This is a genomic window from Francisella adeliensis, assembly GCF_003290445.1.
GTDB classification, from domain to species: Bacteria; Pseudomonadota; Gammaproteobacteria; order Francisellales; family Francisellaceae; genus Francisella; species Francisella adeliensis.
Window position 1 is genome coordinate 493,458 of sequence record NZ_CP021781.1, and the last position, 20,955, is coordinate 514,412.

Here is a 20,955-nt window from a genome sequence, read left to right on the forward strand (position 1 = left end):
TGTTTACTATATTAGGAATAATAAATATGAATCAATTAAAAGGCGAGTTAAAGTTTGTTAATGTAATGGTAGCTTAATAATTATGCTTAGGCCATGAGGTGTATTCGCTTTAGCTTCTATGCTACCACCATGTAGTTCAATAATATTTTTAACAAGAGCCAATCCTAGTCCGTTACCAGACTGAGTTCGGCTGATATCTTCACGAAAAAATCTTTCAAATATCTTCTCAATATTAGCAGAATTAATACCACTACCTGAGTCAGAGATTTCTAAATTATAACTTGAGCCTTCTATAAATCCATTTATAGAAATATAAGTATTCTCTCCAGCATATTTATAACAATTATCTAAGATATTAACTATGCTTTGAAATATTAAGTTTTTATCGACATTTAAGCTTTTATGAGTAATTTGAGATTTTATGGAAATATTTTTGTCTTCTAAAACAGGTGCGTAGAGCTCTATGGCATCATTAGCAAGTTGAGATATTTCTATACGCTTTTTTTGAAGTTTCTCACGACCATGCTCAAGTCTATTTAGCCTAAGTAGACTGTTAAAAATTTCTAACAGCTTATCACACTCATCTACAGCTTCTTGTGTCTCTTGGTTTGGGTTAGCTTCGTGGATGCTTTCAAGTTTGTTTCTAAGTCGTGTGAGAGGGGTTTTTAAGTCATGTGCGATATTGTCTGTAACACTTTTTATGTCGTTTAAAAGTGCATCGATACTACCAAAAAGTATGTTAAGCATGTTTGATAGATTACTTAAATCATCCCAGTTAGAAATTGTCTCAATTCGACGACTAAAATCTTCAGTATTTACAATAGATGCTGCAGAGCTTGATATGTGGTTAATAGTTCTAACAACAAAGACACTTATAGCAAAGCTTATAATAACTACACTTAAAGTTGAAAATATTCCGATACTTAGTGGAACGATATGCTCAAGTATTTTACTACCTACAGATGAATATATTACATAGCCCCAAGATATTATACTCATAGCAAGCAATACTGTGAAAAGTATAGCCATTTTAAAACTAGAGCTTATTATGTATTGTCGTTGAATTGGTTGGTTATGATTGGTCCTGTATGACATAGCCAAAGCCTCTTACAGTTTTTATTGGGTCATCACCACCATTTTCGGTGAGCTTGTTACGAAGCCTAGAAATGTGTACTTCAACAACATTAGTCTGAGGGTCAAAATCATAGTCCCATACTTCTTTGAGAATCATATTTTTGCTAATAACTTCATTTTGATGCTTTAGGAGTAAGTGTAGAACTTTGTACTCTCGTTGTTGTAACGGAATCAATATCCCATCACGATGAACTTCATGAGCTAACTCATCAAGCACTATATCATTACAAGTTATTTTATGTGTAGTCGGCTGTGATAACTGCTTAGTTCGATTGTGTAAAATATTTACTCTAATCATCAATTCATCAATAGAAAAAGGCTTAGTCAGGTAATCATCACTACCAGCTGTAAGACCTGTGATTTTATTTTCGGTACTGTCAAGAGCGCTAAGTACTATGACTGGTGTGGTTACTTGTTGTTTGCGTAATATTTTAAGTAGAGAAATACCATCAAGATAAGGCATCATCCAATCAATAACAATTACATCGTATTCATTAGTGTTTATCAGAAATAGAGCCTCTTTACCATCATAAGCTACAGTTACGTTGATGTTATTTCTTACAAACCTAGTTTTTATGAAGTTGGCAGTTTCTTTATCATCATCAGCTACTAGCACATTTATCTTATCGGACATAAAAAAGTATTGTTTATGGATATCAAAGTAATTATATCAGTCGCAATGAAAAATCTTGAAAAAAATAATAATAGAAATTACTTTATATGTTGTAATTGAATTCCTTAAATAAGATAGTGGAGATTAGACTATGAAAAAGGCACTTATGATAATTTTAGGTTTAGGCTTAGTAACAAGTGGTTTTGCAGAAACATATACTGTATATGAAAAACCTGATACCTCATCAAAAAAAGTGGCTAGGATTGATAATAATAGTCCTAAATATGAGGCTATTTTTGTAAAAAACAGCTGGGTTGAAATAGTAGACAAAACTACGGGCCAAGTTGGTTGGATTGAACAAGGTACAGCAGTTGAAAAAGCTAGTAAGCAAGGAATGGTAGATAAAGTCTTTGCAAGGTTTCAAGAAAGGCAGCAAAAGATGCAACAGCATTTTCAAAAAATGATGGATAGCATAGATGCTGATGCAGATATTTCTACGAATATTCCTAGTAGTGGTTCGACAGCTAATACCCAAGTTAGTAAGAAGTCTAGCTCTATAACTATAAACTCAAATGGTAAAACGGCTAAGGTTATTAAAACAACCAATAATAATGGTAGTGTAAAAACTGTCGAGAAAGAAGTTCCAGCTGATAAGCTTGATGATTTGAAGTTATAACGATTAAAGTTCTATCCAGAATATAGTCTATATGCTAGTATATGAGATTAAAGAAATCATTCTATGAGAGATTTATATGTCTAATAAAAGCTCTGATGCAGGACAAAAGATTTATTCTAAAACAGTATTAAAAATCTATAATTTTTGGGTTTTATTTTTTAATAATAGGTTTCTCTGGAAATGCAAAACCTCTAACTTAGTTGATCTTTATAGTAAGAATGTTAGCCGTAATCATTTGGATGTTGGCGTTGGCTCTGGTTATTTGCTTAATAAAGTTAGAAATAAATTAGATAAAGTTACTTTAATGGATTTAAATCCGACATGCCTTGATTATGTTGAAAATGTGTTAAAAGATAAAGAAGTTAGCAAAGTTCAGACGGACATACTTGTGAATGTGCCAGAATCATTTCATAACCAGTTTGATTCAATTGGTGCAAATTACCTTATACATTGTTTGCCAGATAACAATACTAAAGATATGGTCTTTAAAAATCTTGCTAAGATGCTGAAGTCTACAGGCGTGGCTTTTGGTTCTACTATTATTAATGGGTATGATTCAAAAATGGCTATAAATGTTGCAGATAAGTTTAATAAAAAGGGTATTTTTGATAACGAAAATGATTCTTACGAAAAAATTGAGCAATACATAAAAGAAAATTTTGAAAATCATGAAATAAGCCAAGTAGGATCAGTTTGTATTTTTTCTATGTCGCATCCTATAAAATAACTACTCTAGTTTACATAACATTTCCATTTATCAGTATTTTTTTGGTTAAATATGGCTTTATAGCTAATAGTTAAGGGTTAATAACCGTAGAGTAAATTTTTCAATACCTCGATATAAATTCCACATTTTGATTTGCATTATGTATAATCGAAGTTATAAGGAATTTATATTTATTAAATAAATGAAAAATAAAATGCTTACAACTGCATTTGCAGTAGGACTGGTTATATCTTTAGCTTCATGCGGTAAAACAACAGTCGCTTATGAAGATGCTAATGGAATAGATACTACATCGATAGACTTTAGTTCTACAGATTTACAAGCTATGACGAAAGATATGTCCGAAGATATGCTAAATTCAAGATCAGTTAAGAAAATCACAGCGATGGATACGCCAACGTTATTCTTTAGTAATATTAGAAATGAAACTCGTGAGCATATAAATACAACCATGCTTTCAAACACTGTGCAAACACAAATTATTAAGTCTGGGCTTTTTCAAGTTACAGATATGACACAAATTAAAAATGTGAAAGAGCAGCTTGGGTATCAGGCAAATAGTGGTATGGTTGATCAAAGTACGGCTACGAAGATAGGTCAGCATATAGGTGCTAGATATATGGTTTATGGTAGTATTCAAGATATAGATAATACGAGTGTTGATAAAGATAAAAGATCTAAGTTTTTCTTGGCGACATTGAAAATGATGGATTTAAAAACTGGTCTTGTTATTTGGCAGGATGATAAGCAAATTCGTAAATCACAAACTAAATCAACATTTGGTTGGTAGGCGATTGTTTTAGGTAATTGCTCTTTTATGAGTAGTTGTTGAACTATTAGGAGATATGATATGAAAAAGAATATTTTAAGTACTATAATTTTGTCGTCAATTATGGCGACCAGTGTTTTTGCATATGAGGTTCAAGAAACTTCCGCAGCGAAAAAACAGTCAGAACAGCAAGGTGAATCGGCGACATCTAAAGTAGATATGGGTGCAGATGTAGCAAATTTAAATTCAGCCATTTCAGCTGAGTCAAAGCCAGTTGCTCAAGCATCCGAAGATAAAAGATCAGCAGAGGAAATTCTAAATGATGTGATGGAAGGCTATATTGATGAAAATAATTTGCGTGATAGGTATGATTATGTTGGCTCAGCTATTGGAGTATCATCACAAAATCAGACTAACTCAAATTATGTTGATAGTGCCCAATTAGCGTTTGAGAAAGCTTTAATTAAAGCTCAAGCAGAATATATATCATTTATATCAGCAGATACTCAAGTTGATAAAAGTATGAGCATTGATAGTAATCAAGGTACTAAGGCAAATACTATGGAAGATAGTAACAACAAGCCAAAAGAAGGTACGCAAGAAGCTGTTGATGCCAAGAAAACTGCACTTGAAGAAGCTAAGCTTAATGAACAGTTAAAAGAGCAAGGTCTAGATCCTGATAGCTTTACCTCTGTTGATGAAAAGAAGAAAGCACTTCTAAGTCAGCAAATGACAGTTAAGAGTTTAACAACTGGTTTTGGTAATTTATCTGGCTTATTACCAATTAAAACTTTTGTAGTTGAGAAAAATGGTAATGCAGCTATTGGTGTTGTGGTTATTTATTCGGATAAAATAAAAGGCATGTTTGAAGACATTAAGCATGGAAATGAGCCTGTTATAGTTGGTAACGGTGGTAAAGCTCCATCTGATCTCTATAAAGATAAATCAGGTGAAGATATGATGGGTGACTATGGTATTCGTGTAGGTTTTGGTGAAGATAATAAGCCGTATATATTATCTTACGGGCAAGGCTCGTATACTGGGCCATCAATTCAAGGAGTTTCAGCAGGAGATTATGGTTATAAGCAAGCAGCTATACAAGCTAGAGCAAATATTGTAACTTTAATAGCTGGACAAATGTCAACTAAAGAGGCGCTAACCTTATCTGAAGACATCTCTAGCACACTAGCTAAAAATACAAAAACAAACCAGACTCGCCGCATAGATAGCTCTAATATTGAGAAGAGTTTATCTACTTACTATCAAACAAAAGCTAAGCTTGATATTATTGGTTTGAAAACAGTTAAAAGATGGAGATACAAACTTCCAAGTACTGAAAATACAGTTTACGGGGTGGTTTTGAAATGGGATCCAAAACAAGTTGCAACGGCTAATAAAATCAAGAATTTCAACTATGATGAATATCGTAGTAAACATACTAAAAAAGAACAACAAGGCGAAAGTTCTTTAAATGGCAAGGTTATTATTAGGCAAAGTGATGATAATCAGTATTTAAATCAGTTTTAAGTAGTTGATATGAAAAAGATAATAACCTTAAGTATTGCAGCTTTATTGAGTCTGACAGGCGGCTTTGCTGATACAACTAATAAGGCGCAATTAAACTCAGGAAGTACTTATAAGAGTGTCGATGAGCGTGATAAATTGGAAATGTTTAGTATTGCTATTCAACCATTTGAGGTTGATGAATCTAAATTGCCTAAAGATACGAATGCTAAAGTTTTTCAAAGAGGCCTAAACCAAGCTATTGTTGCTGAATTTACGCAGTCACGTAAATTTAGAGTGGCAAGCAGGGATGATACGGACGATAAGGCTTATCAAAAAGAGATAGAGAAGATTATAAATAGTGATTCTAAGGATGATAGAACTAAGTTAAATAAGAAAATAGGTGCAGATTTTATTTTGACTGGAAATGTATTGTCAGTTAATTCACATCAAAAGAAAACATCGTACTATGGTGAGCATTTTACTACATGGAGTGTCTCTGCAACAGTTGCTTATAGAGTGTTAGAGCTTGCGACTATGGAAGTTAAATGGTCTAACGTTGTGAAAGTTAATGTGCCAACTAATGTTGCAAATGAAACAATGCAATCAAATGATGGACAGTTTTCTGCGATAGCTACTTATCTTGATGAACAGATTGGTTCGAGAATTGCTGATGAAGTTATTGGAGCAATATACCCTCTTCAAGTACTGAAAGTTATTGATGGAGAAATTTATTTTAACCAAGGTGGTAATAGGGTTAAAGAAGGTAGTATCTATGAGGTACGCCAGAGTGGGGGTACTACGGTTGATGAGGCTACTGGACAACATGTTGTGCTAGATGCAAAAGTCTTAGCTAAGGTAAGAATTACTGATGTTATGCCTAAGTACTCCATAGGTATAGTTGTTGACGGCAGTCTTAGCAAGATTCAAAAGGGCGCGAGATCTTATTTAGTCAAATAACAGAGTTCTTAAACAAATGAAAACTAAGATCATTAGTGTTGCTATTATACTTTCAAGTCTTTCAGGGTGTGCAACTTTTAGTGGTAGCCACCCTAGTAAGGTTGATAATGCAAAGCAAGCTCTTCAAAATAACTCTGCAAGTATTATCGAGAATAAGTTTTTGCATTCCTTTGCAGAGGATGGTGTCAATGCATCTCTTGGTTTTTTAGAAACAGGTAGGTTTGAACAGCTTGTTGGCAATGTTGATACTTCTTTAAATAAATATTCTAAAGCCACAGCTTATGTTACTAAATCAGAGGCGGAAGCTAAAATTCGAGTTAGAAATGTTATAAAAAATGTACAGGCTACGCTATTAAGTGATAAAGAGAGATATTATTATCTTTCTGATTATGAAGTTACATTTTTATATGCATATCAGTCATTGAATTATTTAAAAATGAATGATCTAGAGAATGCAGCTGTAAGTATAAGAAATCTTTCGTATGCACAATATGCCACATACCAATCTAAACAATTATCTAGCACCGTATCTGGAACTAACTATAGTCAGATGCGACACGTTAATACTACGAAAATATCTTCAGAAATAAATACTTCTAATCAGTATCGCCAGTTATCAAGTATCGCCAGTAAGATAAACAACTCGTATGAGAATGCTTTTGGATACTATTTAGCTGCAATGATATATCAAGCTTATGATACCGATCTTAATAATACTAACCTTTCTATGCAGAATGCATTAAATGTAGTTCCTAATAATTCTTATGTGAAGCATGATGCTGAGAGAGTTAAGCAGGCATTTGATGGAACGGGTAAGCTCTATGATGACAATCAAGGAAGATTAGTAATCCTCTACGAGAATGACTGGGTTGAATCTCTTCAAAAGTTTGATTTACCAATTATATTGTTTTTCCAGGTAGCAGGAATGCAGAAAATTTCTCTGCCTTACTATAAAACTTATACACTTGGAAGCCCTGCAAGTATAGATGTAATGAAGTCAGGTAAGTCGATTAAAAAAGGTGAAACTGAAATTTTAGTTGATACTACTGCAATGGCAGCTAAATCATTATCTGATAGATATCCAGCTATAGTTACAAGAGAGGTTTTGAGACTTATTGCAAAAACAGCTATATCAGCAGCAGCAATTCAGAGCTCGGGTGATTACGCAGCGCTTGCCGCAATAGGGACGTCAATTTACAATATGACAACGACTCAAGCGGATCAAAGAAGTTGGAATTTATTGCCGCAGGCAGTATCAGTCTTTTCAGCTGATTTAGAAAAAGGTGTATATACTATAAGAGTTAATGATAAGCTTGAAACTATATCTATCAAGCCATATAAAACAATGCTGTTATGGGTTGTAAAAGAAGGTGGCTCAGAAAATATTTTACTTGAACAGAATCTATAAAAAAGCTATTAAACCTATCAATAATTTTTGTTGAAAGCCCTAGAAAAGCTAATGCCTCTAATATGTGTTTATAAAATGGTGTGCACAGCTAAATCAAGTTTTTTTAATGAGTAGTCGTTAAATATATGTTTAATATATGGCAAAATATACGGTTAATCCGCATATGTGGATATTATTTTACTTGTAAGAATTTTATAACTGAAATGTTATGTTTAAGAATGGTTTTTAGAGATAGATAGATTGAAAAAAGTTATTAAGATGCAAAAGCTCTACGAGTAGCAATTCTTGCTCTTTTAACAGCTAAACGCTTAGCTATTTTTCTTTTTTCAGTAGGCTTAGTATAGTGTTGTCTATCTCTTAGCTCTTGCTTAATGCCTGCTTTTTCACAAGCACGCTTAAAGTTTCTTAGGCTTATATCAAAAGGCTTACGCTCGTCAACTCTAATACTTGGCATTATAGTACCTCTATATTTATAGCTTCAGGACCTTTTCTGCCTTCTTGAGTTTCAAATGCAACTGTTTGACCTTCTGAAAGACTTCCACCATTTAGGTTTGTGATATGAACAAAGATATCTTTGCTACCAGATTCTGGAGTTATGAAACCAAAACCTTTTTGTTCATTGAAAAATTTTACTGTACCTTTTTCTTGATTGCTCATTATTTTATTCTCTTATTTTGTTTATTTAAATTTAGTAGTAAACGAAGTTGTTTACACCATTTGTAATTGAATATCTGGAAAATATATTTATAGTCACAAGTTATCCTTACCCTGACAATAATAGTATAAAAAAAACCTAAAAGATAGTGTAAAGATAATGATAGGTGATAATTTTCTATAAATTCTTTATTTTAAGGGTTTATTCTTATTAAGTAATTAGTGTCTCGTTGAATAAATAATATTAATTCACTTAGTGTGTTATTTGTTGATGTTGATAAGCTATTAACTTATAATCTCACTTATATGTAATTTCATTTAACAATGTTCGATAAATTCGGAGGATATACGATGTCGGATTTCACTAAAGATATAGATGTTTTAGAAACCCAAGAGTGGCTTGAGGCTTTTGAAGATGTTGTCAGTAGAGAAGGTGCAGATCGCGCTAAGTTTTTGTTTGAGCAGTTACTTACTAAAAGTAGTGAGCTTGGTATAGAAAGTTCTTATGCTGGCGCTAAAGTAAAAAGCTATATAAACTCAATTGATGTGAGTAATCAACCAGCATATCCAGGTGATATAGAACTTGAGAAACGCATTGAAGCAATAAATAGATGGAACTCTACAGTTATTGTTGCAGCTGCAAATAAAAAGGATGGCTCTATTGGTGGGCATATTGGTACTGGTGCCGGTGCTATGACTCTGTATGAAATTGGTTTTAACCACTTCTGGAAGGCTCCAAATGAAAACCATGCAGGTGATTTAATATTCTATCAAGGACATTTATCTCCAATTGTATATGCTCGTTCATTCCTTGAAGGTCGTATATCATCAAAGCAATTGGATAATTTCCGTAAGCAAGCATTTGATGGTGATAATGCTGTTTCATCTTATCCGCACCCTTATTTACAGCCAACTTACTGGCAATTCCCAACAGTTTCTATGGGTCTTGGTCCGTTACAGGCTATTTATCAAGCTAGATTCATGAAGTATTTAGAGGCAAGAGGTTTAGCTAAAACTTCTGATCGTAGAGTGTGGGCTTTCTGTGGTGATGGTGAAATGGATGAACCAGAGTCAATTGGTTCTATCACAAGAGCTGGTCGAGAAGGTTTAGATAACCTTATATTTGTAGTGAACTGTAATTTACAAAGACTAGATGGTCTTGTAAACGGTAATGGTAATATTGTTGAAGAATTAGCAGGCGTGTTTGAAGGTGCTGGTTGGAATGTTATCAAGGTGTTATGGAGTAGTGATTGGGATAAGCTTCTTGCTGACCAAAAAGCTGGTAAAAAATTAGCAGATAGATTGAGCTCACTAAATGATGGACAGTTCCATACTATTAAAGCTCATGGTGCCGAAGAATGCCGTAAAGTTGTATTTAGTGGTGATGAAGATTTAGAAGCTCTAGCTAAAGACATGTCTGATGCTGATATTGCAGCACTTCGCCGTGGTGGACATGATCCTCTTAAAGTATTTGCAGCATACAAAAAAGCTACTGAAGAAGCTAACGGTAAGCCTACACTTATTTTACCAATGACTGTAAAAGGTTATGGTCTTGGTGAATACGGTGAGTCTAAAAATATCGCGCATAACGTTAAGAAACTTGATACAGATGCACTTGAGTATATTAAAGAAAGATTCGATGTGCCTGCAACTAAAGATGATGTTGAGAATTATAAGCTTATTAAACTTGATGAAGACTCTAAGGAAATGAAGTATCTTCATTCTAAGAGAAAAACTCTTGGTGGATATATTCCCGCTAGACGCGAAAATAATACAGCATTAGAGATTCCTAACTATCAAGACTTTGCTGGTAAATTATTAGAAGATAGTGGTGAGAGAGAATTCTCAACAACTACGGCTTTCGTAAGAATGCTAACTCATTTAGCAAAAGATAAAAAACTTGGCAAACACTTAGTACCAATCACAGTTGATGAATCGCGTACTTTCGGTATGGAAGGTTTGTTTAGACAGTTAGGTATTTATAATCCTAAAGGTCAGCAATATGTTCCAGAAGATAAAAAACAAGTAATGTTTTATAAGGAAGCCGTTGATGGTCAAATTTTACAAGAAGGTATTAACGAACAAGGTGGATTCTGTTCATGGATAGCTGCGGCTACTTCATACAGTGTACATAATGTACCAATGATTCCATTTATGATTTACTACTCAATGTTTGGTTTCCAAAGATTTGGTGATTTAGCTTGGGCAGCTGGTGACTCAATGGCAAAAGGTTTTGTGATTGGTGGTACAGCGGGTCGTACAACTCTAAATGGCGAAGGTTTACAGCATGAAGATGGTCACAGTCATATTCAAGCAGGTCTTATCCCTAACTGTGTATCTTATGATCCTACTTATGCTTATGAGCTAGCTGTAATCTTAGATTCAGGTATGAAGAGAATGTATGTTGATGGTGATAAAGTTTATTATTACATCACAGTTATGAATGAAAACTACACTCATAGAGCTATGCCTGAAGGTTCTGAAGAAGGTATTATTAAAGGTCTATACAAGCTTGAAGATAACAAGCCTGCTGACAAGCATGTACAGCTTATGGGTTCTGGTACTATCTTGAAAGAAGTAGAAGCTGCTGCTGTAATGCTAAAAGATGAGTATGGTATAACTTCAAATATCTGGAGTATGACTAGCTCAAACGAACTTTATAGAGAAGCTAAAAATGTTGCTCGTGAAAATATGCTACATCCTACAGCTGAGCAAAAAGAAAGCTATGTGACTAAGTGCTTTAAGAATGAGCAAGGTCCTGTGATAGCATCCACTGACTACATCAAGCTTTATACAGATCAGTTAAGAGAATTTATTCCAAATACACTTGTAAACTTAGGTACAGATGGTTTTGGTCGATCAGATACTCGTGCAGCATTAAGAAGCTTCTTTGAGGTTGATAGATACCATGTGGTAGTAGCTGCTCTTTATGGTCTTGCTAAAGAAGGCAAGGTGAAAGACGCTGAAGTTGAGAAAGCTATCAAAAAGTACAATATAGACCCAGAGCGTTTAGCGCCATTATATAGCTAATTAAAGGAGATAATGATGTCTATAGAAATAGTTAAAGTACCAGATATTGGTGATTATGATGCAGCAGAGATTATTGAAATAAATGTTGCTGTCGGTGATAGTATTGCTGAAGAAGATGCTCTAATTACATTAGAGACTGACAAAGCTAGTATGGAAGTTCCATCACCTGTTGCAGGTAAAGTAACTAAAATTACAGTAAATACTGGCGATAAAGTTGGTGAAGGTGATGTGATATTAGAAGTTGAGCTTGAAGGAGCGAGTACTACTGAAGAAGCTAAACCTGCAGAAACTCAAACAACTACGTCTTCTTCTACAGAAGTCGTTGATGTAGCTGTGCCAGATATTGGTGATTATGATGCAGCAGAGATTATTGAAATGGCTGTAAAAGTTGGTGATGAAATTTCAGAAGAAGATCCCTTAATTACATTAGAAACTGATAAAGCTAGTATGGATGTGCCATCTCCTGTTAATGGTAAGGTAGTAGAAATTTTAGTTAATATCGGTGATAAAGTTGGTGAAGGTAATTTAATTCTTAAAGTAGAAACTGGTAGCACCACTGTTGAAGGTTCTAGCGATACTAGTTCTAATGATGCTCCAGCGACACAATCATCAGCTAGTGAAGTAGTTGATGTTGAAGTTCCAGATATTGGTGACTATGATGCAGCAGAAATTATTGAAATGGCTGTAAAAGTTGGTGATGAAATTGCAGAAGAAGACGCTCTTATTACACTTGAAACTGACAAAGCTAGTATGGATGTGCCATCACCTGTAGCAGGAGAAGTAGTTGAGGTTCTAGTAAATATTGGTGATAAAGTTGGTGAAGGTAAGCTTATATTAAAGGTTAAAACAGAGGGATCTGCTTCCGCAGCTCCAGCGTCTAGTCAACCAGTTAAGCAGGAAACACCTAAGAAGCAAGAGTCTAAACCTGCAACATCAACTCAAAATACTGTAAACCAGTATGAAGTTGATAATTCAAATGCCCATGCATCACCTGCAGTTAGAAAGCTTGCAAGAATCTTGAATGTAAACCTAAGCAAGGTAAAAGCGACTGGTCGCAAAGGTAGAGTTTCAAAAGAAGATTGTTATAACTATATTAAAAATGCTGTAACACAAGTTCAAACAGGTAAAGTTGCTGCAAGTGGGTCAGGTCTTGATTTGTTAGCTGATCCTGTGGTTGATTTCTCTAAGTTTGGTGAAATTGAGACACAACCATTAACTCGTATCAATAAAATTTCTGCTAAAAACTTGCATAGAAACTGGGTGAAAATACCTCATGTAACTTTCTATGATGATGCAGATATTTCTGATCTTGAAGAGTTTAGGAAATCTAAAAAAGCATTTGCTGAAAAGATGGGTGTAAAAATTACTCCATTATCATTCTTAGTGAAAGCAGCTGCAGTAGCGTTGCAAGAATTCCCTAGAATGAATAGTTCTCTTTCAAATGATGGTGAAGATTTAATTTTGAAGAAATATTATAATATTGGTTTTGCTGCAGATACACCAGCAGGTCTTATGGTTCCAGTCATCAAAGATGCCGATAAAAAAGGTATTATTGAGATTTCTAAAGATATTATGGAACTAGCAGGTAAGGCTAGAGATGGTAAGCTTGGTAGTAAAGACATGTCTGGTGCTACATTTACAATCTCAAGTATTGGTGTACTAGGTACCACAGCATTTACGCCTATTATCAATATGCCAGAAGTGGCTATTATGGGTGTATCTAAAGCTGCTGTTAAACCAGTTTGGAATGGTAAAGAGTTTGAGCCAAGAACTATGCTTCCACTTTCTATGTCAGCAGATCATAGAGTAATTGATGGAGCGTTAGCTGCTAAGTTCTTGACTAGATATAATCAGATTCTTTCTGATTTACGCGAAATTATAATGTAAATTCAATATTAGCGGAGTTTAAAAAAAATGAGTGATATTAAAACACAATTAGTAGTATTAGGTAGTGGTCCTGGTGGATATGGTGCAGCTTTTAGAGCAGCAGATTTAGGTTTAAAAGTAACTTTAGTTGAAAAATATAGTGAAATTGGTGGCGTATGTTTAAATGTGGGCTGTATCCCGTCTAAAGCTATGTTACATATTGCAAAAGTTATCAATGAGGCTCGTCACCTTGAGTCTTTAGGTATCGTAAAAGTTGGCGATATGGGTATCAATAAAGACAAGATCGTTGATTATAAGAATGGTGTGATCAGTAAGTTAACTACTGGTCTAAAAGGCATGGCAAAAGCTCGTAAGGTTGATATCGTACAAGGTTATGGTAAGTTTACTTCTGATAAAGAGATTGCTGTAGAAACTGCTGAAGGCACAAAAACTATATCATTTGATAACTGTATTATTGCAGTTGGCTCAAGTGTGATAAATCTGCCATTTGTACCAGAAGATGACAGAATTATTGACTCTACTGGCGCTTTGCAGATGAAAGAAATTCCTGAAACTATGCTTGTAGTGGGCGGTGGTATTATAGGTCTTGAGATGGCTCAAGTTTACTCTGAGCTTGGTACTAAAATCACAGTTGTAGAGTTTGCTGACCAGTTAATGAACGGTGTTGACAAGGATATTGTTAAAGCATACCAAAAAATGAATGCTCGCTATGAAGTTCGCCTGAAGACGGGTGTAACGGCTATGGAAGCTAAAAAAGATGGTATCTATGTAACTATGGAAGGCGACCATGCTGCTAAGAATGAGCGTTACGATCGTGTGCTTATGGCTATTGGCCGTAAGCCAAATGGTAAGCTTATAGATGCTGAGAAAGCTGGTGTTAAAGTTGATGAGAGAGGATTTATTCCTGCAGATAAGCAGCTTCGTACGAATGTGCCGCATATATTTGCAATCGGCGATGTGATTGGTCAACCTATGCTTGCTCATAAAGCTGTGCCGGAAGGTAGAACTGCTGCTGAGGTTATCTCTGGTCTTAATCATAGTTTTGATCCGCTAGTAATCCCATCAGTTGCTTATACTGATCCTGAAGTTGCTTGGGTTGGTGAAACTGAAACTTCTGCTAAAGCAAAAGGCATCAAGTATGAAAAAGGTGTATTTCCATGGGCAGCTAGTGGTAGATCATTAAGTATTGATCGTACTGAAGGTATGACTAAAGTACTTTATGATGAAAATCATAAAATTATCGGTACTTCAATTGTCGGTACAAATGCCGGTGAACTTATTGCTGAGTCTACTCTTGCAATTGAAATGGGTTGTGATGCAGAAGATATCGCTCTTACAGTTCATCCGCATCCTACACTTTCTGAAAGCTTAATGATGGCGACAGAAGTATTTGAAGGTACTGCAACAGATCTTCCTCCTCAAAGAAAGAAGAAGTAATTCTCTAAATTTCTCAAAAAAATTTTAATTCTTATAAAACTTCAAAAAAACTCTAAAGTAGGTTTTTTTGTGGTTATTTCTGTGACATTTTATTAAAATTAATTTATCTCTATTTTTCAAATATTTTTGCTATGAAGAATAACGTGCTATCAAGAGTTGATGCCTCATATAAAAAAATGCGAATGGAAGTAATTAGTATTACTTTTTTTAGTTATATAGTATTTTATATTGCGAGGAAAAATTTTGCAGCTGCAGCACCTGCTCTTATGAGCAGTATTGGTATGACGGACACTCAGTTTGGTCTTATGTCTTCAGGGTTTTATATTATTTATGGGTTATCTAAGTTCGGTAGTGGCTTTATAGCAGATAATGTTAATGTACGCTTTATATTGGGCCCTGTGCTTATTTTAATTGGTATAGTGAATATTCTGTTAGGCAGCTCGTCTAGTATTATTATACTGACTGGTTTATATTGGCTTACTGCAATACTTCAAGGCTCAGGTTTTCCACCAATAGCTAAATCTTTAAATTTTTGGTTTTCTAAGAAGGAAAGAGGGATGTGGTATAGTATTTGGAACTCATCTCACAATATTGGTGGAGCACTTGCACCGTTGATTGCTAGTCAAGCTATTGTGATGACTGGTAATTGGAGAATGGCTTTTTATGTTCCTGCAGTTATTGCAATTGCTATGGGTATTATTGCCTTGGTTTTTATGAAAGATAAGCCTGAAAAGTATAAGTTACCCTCGATTGGACAATGGAAGCAGGATAAGGCTGAAATTCAAGTAGAAGCAAAAAGTGCTATCGTTATGTCTACATGGCAGATGTTTATAAGATATGTTTTATTAAACCCTGTAGTTTTATTTGCTATTTTTGGTGATCTTTGTATATATGTCGTTAGGACTTCTGTAAATGATTGGTCTGCTATTTACTTTACGCAGGTTGCTAATTGGGGCTTAGATAAATCAAATTCTCTTAATTTTTGGTTTGAGATTGGTGGTATTGTCGGTGGTCTGGTAGGTGGGTTTATTTCTGATATTTTCTTCAAATCGAATAGATGGACTAGTTGTGCAGTATATGTACTAATTCTTTTTGTTAGTTTTATTTTATTACCGTTTGCTATAGATACATCATATCTATTAACATCCCTTATTTTTATGGCAATTGGTGCAGGTATATATGGCCCACAATTATTGTTTGCTTTAGGTATTATAGAGTCAGTTCATAAAAATGCTGCAGGGGCTGCAACAGGGCTTAAGGGGTTTATTACATATTTAGGTGCGGCAATGGCAGGTTTACCAATTGCATTAGTTAAGGTTAGTTATTCTTGGACAGGCGTATTTACTGTAATTATATTTATGAATATATTGCTGATATTTGTTTTGACGTTGCTTATTTATACAGAGAGAAAACAAAATAAGATTGTCAGTATATAGGTGGATTTATCGAATATATTTTGCTTACAAAAATAATGTTTATAATTTTAGTTTAGATGTGTATCCTTTATAAATATCAAATTAGTAAATAGTAGATAATTTCTAAAAATGAAAAAATCATTATCACTAATGTATGTTATTTTATTTGGTATTTTTTTGGTTTTATTTAGTGGTATCAAAACTGGTTATTCTACAGTTACTTCTAAAGATATCGTGATTTTTGGAGATAGTTTAAGTGATGTCGGTTATGCAAATAATTTTCATAAAATAAAAAAGAATTGGCCGGATATACCAGAAACCCCTACTATTGTTAAGCAGGCTACATACACAAGCCCGAAGGTTGGAGAAACTGTATGGCCTCAGTTTTTAGCCCTAAAGTACAGAAATGAGAATATCGGTATCTCAAACAATATTAATACGCCTGAGCTAAATATAAATCAATCTGTGATACCAAAACTTATAGGGAATAATTATGCGGCTGGAGGTTCAGCTACAGTTTGTAAGGGGATTGGCGAAGATGGTGATTATGCTCCTCCTCCAATAGGACCATTGCGAAAAGGAGAGTACTGTGATGAAAGTGAAGTTAGTATTCAAGAACATAATCAAATAGATAGTTACTTAAATCAAAATAATAATCAGGCTAACTCAAAGACTATATACATAATATGGGGTGGAGCTAATAATGCATTTCTAGCTCTTGGAGATTTCTCTAATAATACTTCCACATTAAGCAAACTATATCTGTTTGCCAAATACTTGATAGTTAATAAAGTATCTCCAGTGCAAGAAATTTCTAAAATGCAGAGTGCAGCAGACGATATAGCTTATGATGTTGAGTATCTAGTGAAGCATGGTGCAAACGCTAATAATATCTATATCATTAATTTACCCAATTTAGGTATAACTCCAGAAGCTACAGATAATGGGCAAAATATGAATAGTTTTAAAGTTAAGCTTTTTGAATCGCTATCAAAAGCGTTTAACCAACAGTTACAAGATGATATTTCTAAAACTAATGCACATATTATTTATGCTGAAAAGTTTTTTGATCGAATTGTAAAAGACAAGGCTATAAAAATAAATAGCGCTAATTATTCATTTTTAAATGTAACTCAATCAGCATGTGATTTTTATGGAGATAATTCTTTAATGTGTATTCCTAAAAATTATATTTCAGGAATATATGATAAATACCTTTTTGAAGGTCAAGTACACCCAACCTCATATTCGCATCAAGTTTTTTCTATCTATATTGATGATATTATAAATAAGTGATCTAGTAAGAAGGTACTGAGATAATAATAGGAAGGCTTTACTTATTAAAATATTTTTTAAATAAACCTTTATATTGAACTAGCTCTTTATAAGTTAGTAAAAATACGCCATCACCACCTTCGGCAAAGCTTAACCATGTGAATGGAATATCTGGACACATTTCCATTAGAGCGTATTGACTATTACCAACTTCAACGATTAATACACCGTTTTCTGTGAGATGTTTATCAGCTTCCAAGATTATTCTTTTTGCTAAATCTAAACCATCATCACCAGCTTCAAGAGCAAGTTTTGGCTCAAAGTGGTATTCAGTTGGCATGCTTTCTAAATCTTGGCTATCAACATAAGGAGGATTTGAAACTATTACATCAAACTTTTTACCTTCAAGATTGTTAAACAAGTCAGATTTAATTGCTGTTACTCTATCACTAAGTTGGTGTTTTTTAATATTATGATTGGCTATTTCTAAAGCATCATCAGAAATATCCACCAGTGTAATATCAGCATTCTCAAATACAAAAGAAGAAGCTATACCAATACAGCCACTGCCAGTGCAAAGATCAAGAACATTTTTAACACTATCAATATCACTAACCCAAGGAGAGTAATCATTGCGAATAAGTTCAGCAATAGGAGAACGAGGTATAATTACTCTTTCATCTATGTCAAACTCCATATCTACAAACCAAGCCTTTTTTAGGATATATGAAAGTGGCTTGCGCTCATGAGCTCGTTGATATACATAGCTAACTATAGCTTTCTTTTCTTCCAAGAGAAGGTTTGCGTTCACCATGCTTGTATCTATATCATGAGACATGTGTATTGCTGAAAGAACTAAATGTACAGCCTCATCCCACATACTGTCCGAGCCATGTCCAAAATAAACTTTTTCAGCAGTCATTTCAGTCATTGTCCAACGAATAAAATCTCTGATTGTGTGTAAGTTTTCTAAAATATCTTGTTGTTTTTCTATACTATCTTGTTGTTTTTCTATACTATACATTTACTAACCTTTTTTCCAAATTGTACCTGTCGCACTATCTTCTAAGACAATACCTTGCTCAGTTAATTCATCTCTAATCTCATCAGCTCGAGCATAGTTTTTATCTTTTTTTGCTTGTGCTCGTTCCGTGATAAGTTTTTCGATTTCAGTAGCATCAATGCTATTATCTTGAGTGAAATATTCTTCTACATCTGTAAATAATATGCCTAAAACATCACATAATTTACGCAATAAAAATGCATAACCACTAGCTTTGAATTTGTTTGTAGTTTTTAGAGTGTTAATTTCTTTTGCTAGGCTAAATAATACTGCTAATGCTTCAGGAGCATTAAAGTCGTTATCCATTGCTTTGATAAATTTCTGCTCATATTCTGTAGCATCTTCTGGTAAGTTTACTTCGACTGGTTCAACTCCACGCATAGCTGTAAATAGCCTTTCTATAGATGCTTTTGCATTATCTAGATTTTCTTGTGAGTAGTTGATTTCACTTCTATATACATTTGATGCTAAAAAGTATCTTACAACTTCTGGATGATATTCTTTTAATACTTCAACAATAGTGAAGAAATTATTTAGTGATTTAGACATTTTTTCAGCGTTTACTTTCACCATACCAGAGTGTAGCCAATAATTAGCGAATGTACATTCATTACAAGCTTCAGATTGAGCGATTTCATTTTCATGATGTGGGAATCTAAGGTCAGAACCACCTGCGTGAATATCAAAAGTTTCACCAAGTAGTTTCTTCGACATTGCAGAACACTCTATATGCCAACCTGGGCGACCAGCACCCCATGGTGAATCCCAAGCAGGTTCACCTTCTTTAGCCATTTTCCAAAGAACAAAGTCCATAGGATTTTCTTTAATATCAGATATTTCTACTCTTGCACCTTGTTGTAGAGCTTCTATATTTTGTTTACTAAGTTTACCATAGCCATCAAACTTATCTACACGATAAAAAACATCACCATTGGTACCTTGATATGCAAAACCTTTATTTATTAGAATTTCAATCATCTGAACCATTTCAGTGATTGTTTCGGTAGCTTTAGGCTCGTGATCTGGAGTTAGAATATTTAAACTAGCAAATACATCATGCATAGCTTTGATATTTCTAGCAACTAGTGCTTCTGTAGACTCACCATTTTCATTAGCTCTTTTGATGATTTTGTCATCAATATCTGTGATATTTCTTACTAAAGTTACATCATAACCACGGTACTTGAAGTATCTGTTAATTACATCAAAAGCGATGTAAGTACGGGCATGACCAATATGGCAATCATCATAAACAGTTACACCACAAGCATACATACTGATCTTGTTAGGTTTTATGGGTTTAAATTTTTCTTTTTTACCGGAAAGAGAGTTATAAAAAATCATAAACTATAAGTCTTATATTTTAATTGCTATATTATAACGAAATTTTGTGTTTTTTGTGGGAAAAAAGTTGCTGTGATATATAGTAAGGTCGTGATCTAAGCATATAAATTTCTAGGTTAAGATATAACATCTAATGCAAGAAGTACTATAGATAAAATATTTATAACTAAAAGAGTTTTAGAAACACCTTTAATGCCGACAGTCATTATTTTAAATCCACTCCAAAGTAGTAACCCTAAAATAACTCCGTGAGTTATAGATCCCGTTAAGGGGATTATTAAGATAGTGAGTAATGCAGGTATTGCTTCTTGGATATTTTCCCATTCAATATCTCGAACAGTTTTTACCATATGTATACCTACTATAAAAAGTACAGGTGCCGTAGCTACAGCTGGAACTAAAGCAAGTAGAGGTGATAAGAACAAAAATGGAAGGAATAAAAAACCTGTAACAATAGCACTAATACCTGTTTTAGCCCCAACCTCAATACCTGCAACAGACTCGATATAACCTATAGCCGAACTAGTACCCAGAATACCTGATATGACACCTGAAATACCATCAACAGCTAGTATTTCCTTGAAGTTTCTTGGGTCGCCATTTTTATCTACTAGTCCACCAGCCTCACAGACTCCTATAGCTCCTGTCATACTATCAAACAAAATTGTAAAAATGAAAGCAAACATTGCTGGCCAAAGAGCAATGGATAGAGAGTTGATAAGGTCTAGTTGAGCAAATGTAGAGAAGTTTGGCATCGATAAAATGCCATTAAAATGAGTTGAAAGAGCTAGATTTGGAAATAGGGAATCTATTAGTAAATAAATAACAGTTATAAGAACAACACCTAAAATCATTGCACTTGAGTATCTTAAATATATTAAGAATCCAGTGAATAATAATCCACCTAGAAATAAAGCAAATGAAATATTGAGTTTAGACATTTGGATCATATTTACAGGGTCTGATGATATTATATTTGCAGATTTTAAAGCAATTACAGCAATCAATAGTCCAATGCCTACGACAACTGCATGTCTTATCTGTTTTGGGATAGCCATTA

The 20,955-nt window shown here is 34.1% G+C and carries 18 protein-coding genes; 11 read left to right on the plus strand and 7 right to left on the minus strand.

The window, feature by feature from the left end:
* Positions 1-57: 57 nt before the first annotated feature.
* The gene (locus CDH04_RS02460) at positions 58-1,095 is read right to left on the minus strand and encodes a sensor histidine kinase (RefSeq protein WP_234393397.1); all 1,038 of its coding nucleotides are present in this window, start codon (positions 1,093-1,095) and stop codon (positions 58-60) included.
* Positions 1,073-1,768: a two-component system response regulator BfpR gene (bfpR, locus tag CDH04_RS02465; protein ID WP_112869517.1), complete on the minus strand. Its 696-nt coding sequence runs from the start codon at positions 1,766-1,768 to the stop codon at positions 1,073-1,075. Before bfpR ends, CDH04_RS02460 begins: the two co-directional genes overlap by 23 nt.
* 130 nt (positions 1,769-1,898) lie before the next feature.
* Here bfpR and CDH04_RS02470 point away from each other — a divergent pair, with 130 nt between their 5' ends.
* The 6 genes from CDH04_RS02470 to CDH04_RS02495 all read left to right on the plus strand — a co-directional run bounded on the left by CDH04_RS02470 (position 1,899) and on the right by CDH04_RS02495 (position 7,790).
* Positions 1,899-2,423, plus strand: a complete 525-nt coding sequence (locus tag CDH04_RS02470) for a hypothetical protein (RefSeq protein ID WP_112869518.1) — start codon at positions 1,899-1,901, stop codon at positions 2,421-2,423.
* A gap of 76 nt (positions 2,424-2,499) precedes the next feature.
* A complete protein-coding gene (locus tag CDH04_RS02475) occupies positions 2,500-3,150 on the plus strand; it encodes a class I SAM-dependent methyltransferase (protein ID WP_112869519.1) in 651 nt (216 codons plus the stop codon).
* 181 nt (positions 3,151-3,331) lie between these two features.
* Positions 3,332-3,940 carry a penicillin-binding protein activator LpoB gene (lpoB, locus tag CDH04_RS02480; protein ID WP_112869520.1) on the plus strand — a complete coding sequence of 203 codons (609 nt, stop codon included), beginning with the start codon at positions 3,332-3,334 and terminating at the stop codon, positions 3,938-3,940.
* Between the two features lie 60 nt (positions 3,941-4,000).
* Positions 4,001-5,446 (plus strand): DUF6844 domain-containing protein, encoded by a 1,446-nt coding sequence (locus CDH04_RS02485; RefSeq protein ID WP_112869521.1) that lies wholly within the window; start codon positions 4,001-4,003, stop codon positions 5,444-5,446.
* A gap of 9 nt (positions 5,447-5,455) precedes the next feature.
* Positions 5,456-6,382, plus strand: coding sequence for a CsgG/HfaB family protein (locus CDH04_RS02490; protein WP_112869522.1), 927 nt, complete (start codon positions 5,456-5,458; stop codon positions 6,380-6,382).
* Between the two features lie 16 nt (positions 6,383-6,398).
* Complete coding sequence (locus CDH04_RS02495; protein WP_112869523.1) at positions 6,399-7,790, plus strand: COG3014 family protein; 1,392 nt, start codon at positions 6,399-6,401, stop codon at positions 7,788-7,790.
* A 253-nt stretch (positions 7,791-8,043) separates the two neighbouring features.
* Here CDH04_RS02495 and rpsU read toward each other — a convergent pair whose 3' ends face one another.
* Together rpsU and CDH04_RS02505 are read right to left on the minus strand one after the other, a co-directional pair.
* Positions 8,044-8,244 (minus strand): 30S ribosomal protein S21, encoded by a 201-nt coding sequence (gene rpsU, locus CDH04_RS02500; protein WP_112869524.1) that lies wholly within the window; start codon positions 8,242-8,244, stop codon positions 8,044-8,046.
* A complete protein-coding gene (locus CDH04_RS02505; RefSeq protein WP_112869525.1) occupies positions 8,244-8,447 on the minus strand; it encodes a cold-shock protein in 204 nt (67 codons plus the stop codon). The genes rpsU and CDH04_RS02505 overlap by 1 nt, the downstream gene beginning before the upstream one ends.
* A gap of 348 nt (positions 8,448-8,795) precedes the next feature.
* Between CDH04_RS02505 and aceE the strand changes: the two genes are divergently transcribed.
* The 5 genes from aceE (at position 8,796) to CDH04_RS02530 (ending at position 17,509) form a co-directional block, all read left to right on the plus strand.
* Positions 8,796-11,474 carry a pyruvate dehydrogenase (acetyl-transferring), homodimeric type gene (gene aceE / locus CDH04_RS02510; protein WP_112869526.1) on the plus strand — a complete coding sequence of 893 codons (2,679 nt, stop codon included), beginning with the start codon at positions 8,796-8,798 and terminating at the stop codon, positions 11,472-11,474.
* A gap of 15 nt (positions 11,475-11,489) precedes the next feature.
* The gene (aceF, locus tag CDH04_RS02515) at positions 11,490-13,361 is read left to right on the plus strand and encodes a pyruvate dehydrogenase complex dihydrolipoyllysine-residue acetyltransferase (protein ID WP_112869527.1); all 1,872 of its coding nucleotides are present in this window, start codon (positions 11,490-11,492) and stop codon (positions 13,359-13,361) included.
* Between the two features lie 27 nt (positions 13,362-13,388).
* Positions 13,389-14,798: a dihydrolipoyl dehydrogenase gene (lpdA, locus tag CDH04_RS02520; protein WP_112869528.1), complete on the plus strand. Its 1,410-nt coding sequence runs from the start codon at positions 13,389-13,391 to the stop codon at positions 14,796-14,798.
* Positions 14,799-14,929: 131 nt separating this feature from the next.
* Positions 14,930-16,234 (plus strand): MFS transporter, encoded by a 1,305-nt coding sequence (locus CDH04_RS02525; protein WP_112869529.1) that lies wholly within the window; start codon positions 14,930-14,932, stop codon positions 16,232-16,234.
* A gap of 108 nt (positions 16,235-16,342) precedes the next feature.
* The gene (locus CDH04_RS02530; protein WP_112869530.1) at positions 16,343-17,509 is read left to right on the plus strand and encodes an SGNH/GDSL hydrolase family protein; all 1,167 of its coding nucleotides are present in this window, start codon (positions 16,343-16,345) and stop codon (positions 17,507-17,509) included.
* Positions 17,510-17,546: 37 nt separating this feature from the next.
* Here CDH04_RS02530 and prmB read toward each other — a convergent pair whose 3' ends face one another.
* The 3 genes from prmB to CDH04_RS02545 form a co-directional block, all read right to left on the minus strand.
* Complete coding sequence (gene prmB / locus CDH04_RS02535; protein ID WP_112869531.1) at positions 17,547-18,512, minus strand: 50S ribosomal protein L3 N(5)-glutamine methyltransferase; 966 nt, start codon at positions 18,510-18,512, stop codon at positions 17,547-17,549.
* A gap of 3 nt (positions 18,513-18,515) precedes the next feature.
* On the minus strand, positions 18,516-19,895 hold the full coding sequence (gene cysS, locus CDH04_RS02540) for a cysteine--tRNA ligase (protein ID WP_112869532.1): 1,380 nt from the start codon (positions 19,893-19,895) through the stop codon (positions 18,516-18,518).
* A 116-nt stretch (positions 19,896-20,011) separates the two neighbouring features.
* Positions 20,012-20,953: an NCS2 family permease gene (locus CDH04_RS02545; RefSeq protein ID WP_112869533.1), complete on the minus strand. Its 942-nt coding sequence runs from the start codon at positions 20,951-20,953 to the stop codon at positions 20,012-20,014.
* Positions 20,954-20,955: the final 2 nt, after the last annotated feature.

Bases quoted from the DNA above. Each gene is read 5' to 3' on its own strand.
- CDH04_RS02460 (WP_234393397.1), bottom strand. From the start codon at position 1,095: ATGTCATACAGGACCAATCATAACCAACCAATTCAACGACAATACATA.
- bfpR (WP_112869517.1), bottom strand. From the start codon at position 1,768: ATGTCCGATAAGATAAATGTGCTAGTAGCTGATGATGATAAAGAAACT.
- CDH04_RS02470 (WP_112869518.1), top strand. From the start codon at position 1,899: ATGAAAAAGGCACTTATGATAATTTTAGGTTTAGGCTTAGTAACAAGT.
- CDH04_RS02475 (WP_112869519.1), top strand. From the start codon at position 2,500: ATGTCTAATAAAAGCTCTGATGCAGGACAAAAGATTTATTCTAAAACA.
- lpoB (WP_112869520.1), top strand. From the start codon at position 3,332: ATGAAAAATAAAATGCTTACAACTGCATTTGCAGTAGGACTGGTTATA.
- CDH04_RS02485 (WP_112869521.1), top strand. From the start codon at position 4,001: ATGAAAAAGAATATTTTAAGTACTATAATTTTGTCGTCAATTATGGCG.
- CDH04_RS02490 (WP_112869522.1), top strand. From the start codon at position 5,456: ATGAAAAAGATAATAACCTTAAGTATTGCAGCTTTATTGAGTCTGACA.
- CDH04_RS02495 (WP_112869523.1), top strand. From the start codon at position 6,399: ATGAAAACTAAGATCATTAGTGTTGCTATTATACTTTCAAGTCTTTCA.
- rpsU (WP_112869524.1), bottom strand. From the start codon at position 8,244: ATGCCAAGTATTAGAGTTGACGAGCGTAAGCCTTTTGATATAAGCCTA.
- CDH04_RS02505 (WP_112869525.1), bottom strand. From the start codon at position 8,447: ATGAGCAATCAAGAAAAAGGTACAGTAAAATTTTTCAATGAACAAAAA.
- aceE (WP_112869526.1), top strand. From the start codon at position 8,796: ATGTCGGATTTCACTAAAGATATAGATGTTTTAGAAACCCAAGAGTGG.
- aceF (WP_112869527.1), top strand. From the start codon at position 11,490: ATGTCTATAGAAATAGTTAAAGTACCAGATATTGGTGATTATGATGCA.
- lpdA (WP_112869528.1), top strand. From the start codon at position 13,389: ATGAGTGATATTAAAACACAATTAGTAGTATTAGGTAGTGGTCCTGGT.
- CDH04_RS02525 (WP_112869529.1), top strand. From the start codon at position 14,930: ATGAAGAATAACGTGCTATCAAGAGTTGATGCCTCATATAAAAAAATG.
- CDH04_RS02530 (WP_112869530.1), top strand. From the start codon at position 16,343: ATGAAAAAATCATTATCACTAATGTATGTTATTTTATTTGGTATTTTT.
- prmB (WP_112869531.1), bottom strand. From the start codon at position 18,512: ATGTATAGTATAGAAAAACAACAAGATAGTATAGAAAAACAACAAGAT.
- cysS (WP_112869532.1), bottom strand. From the start codon at position 19,895: ATGATTTTTTATAACTCTCTTTCCGGTAAAAAAGAAAAATTTAAACCC.
- CDH04_RS02545 (WP_112869533.1), bottom strand. From the start codon at position 20,953: ATGGCTATCCCAAAACAGATAAGACATGCAGTTGTCGTAGGCATTGGA.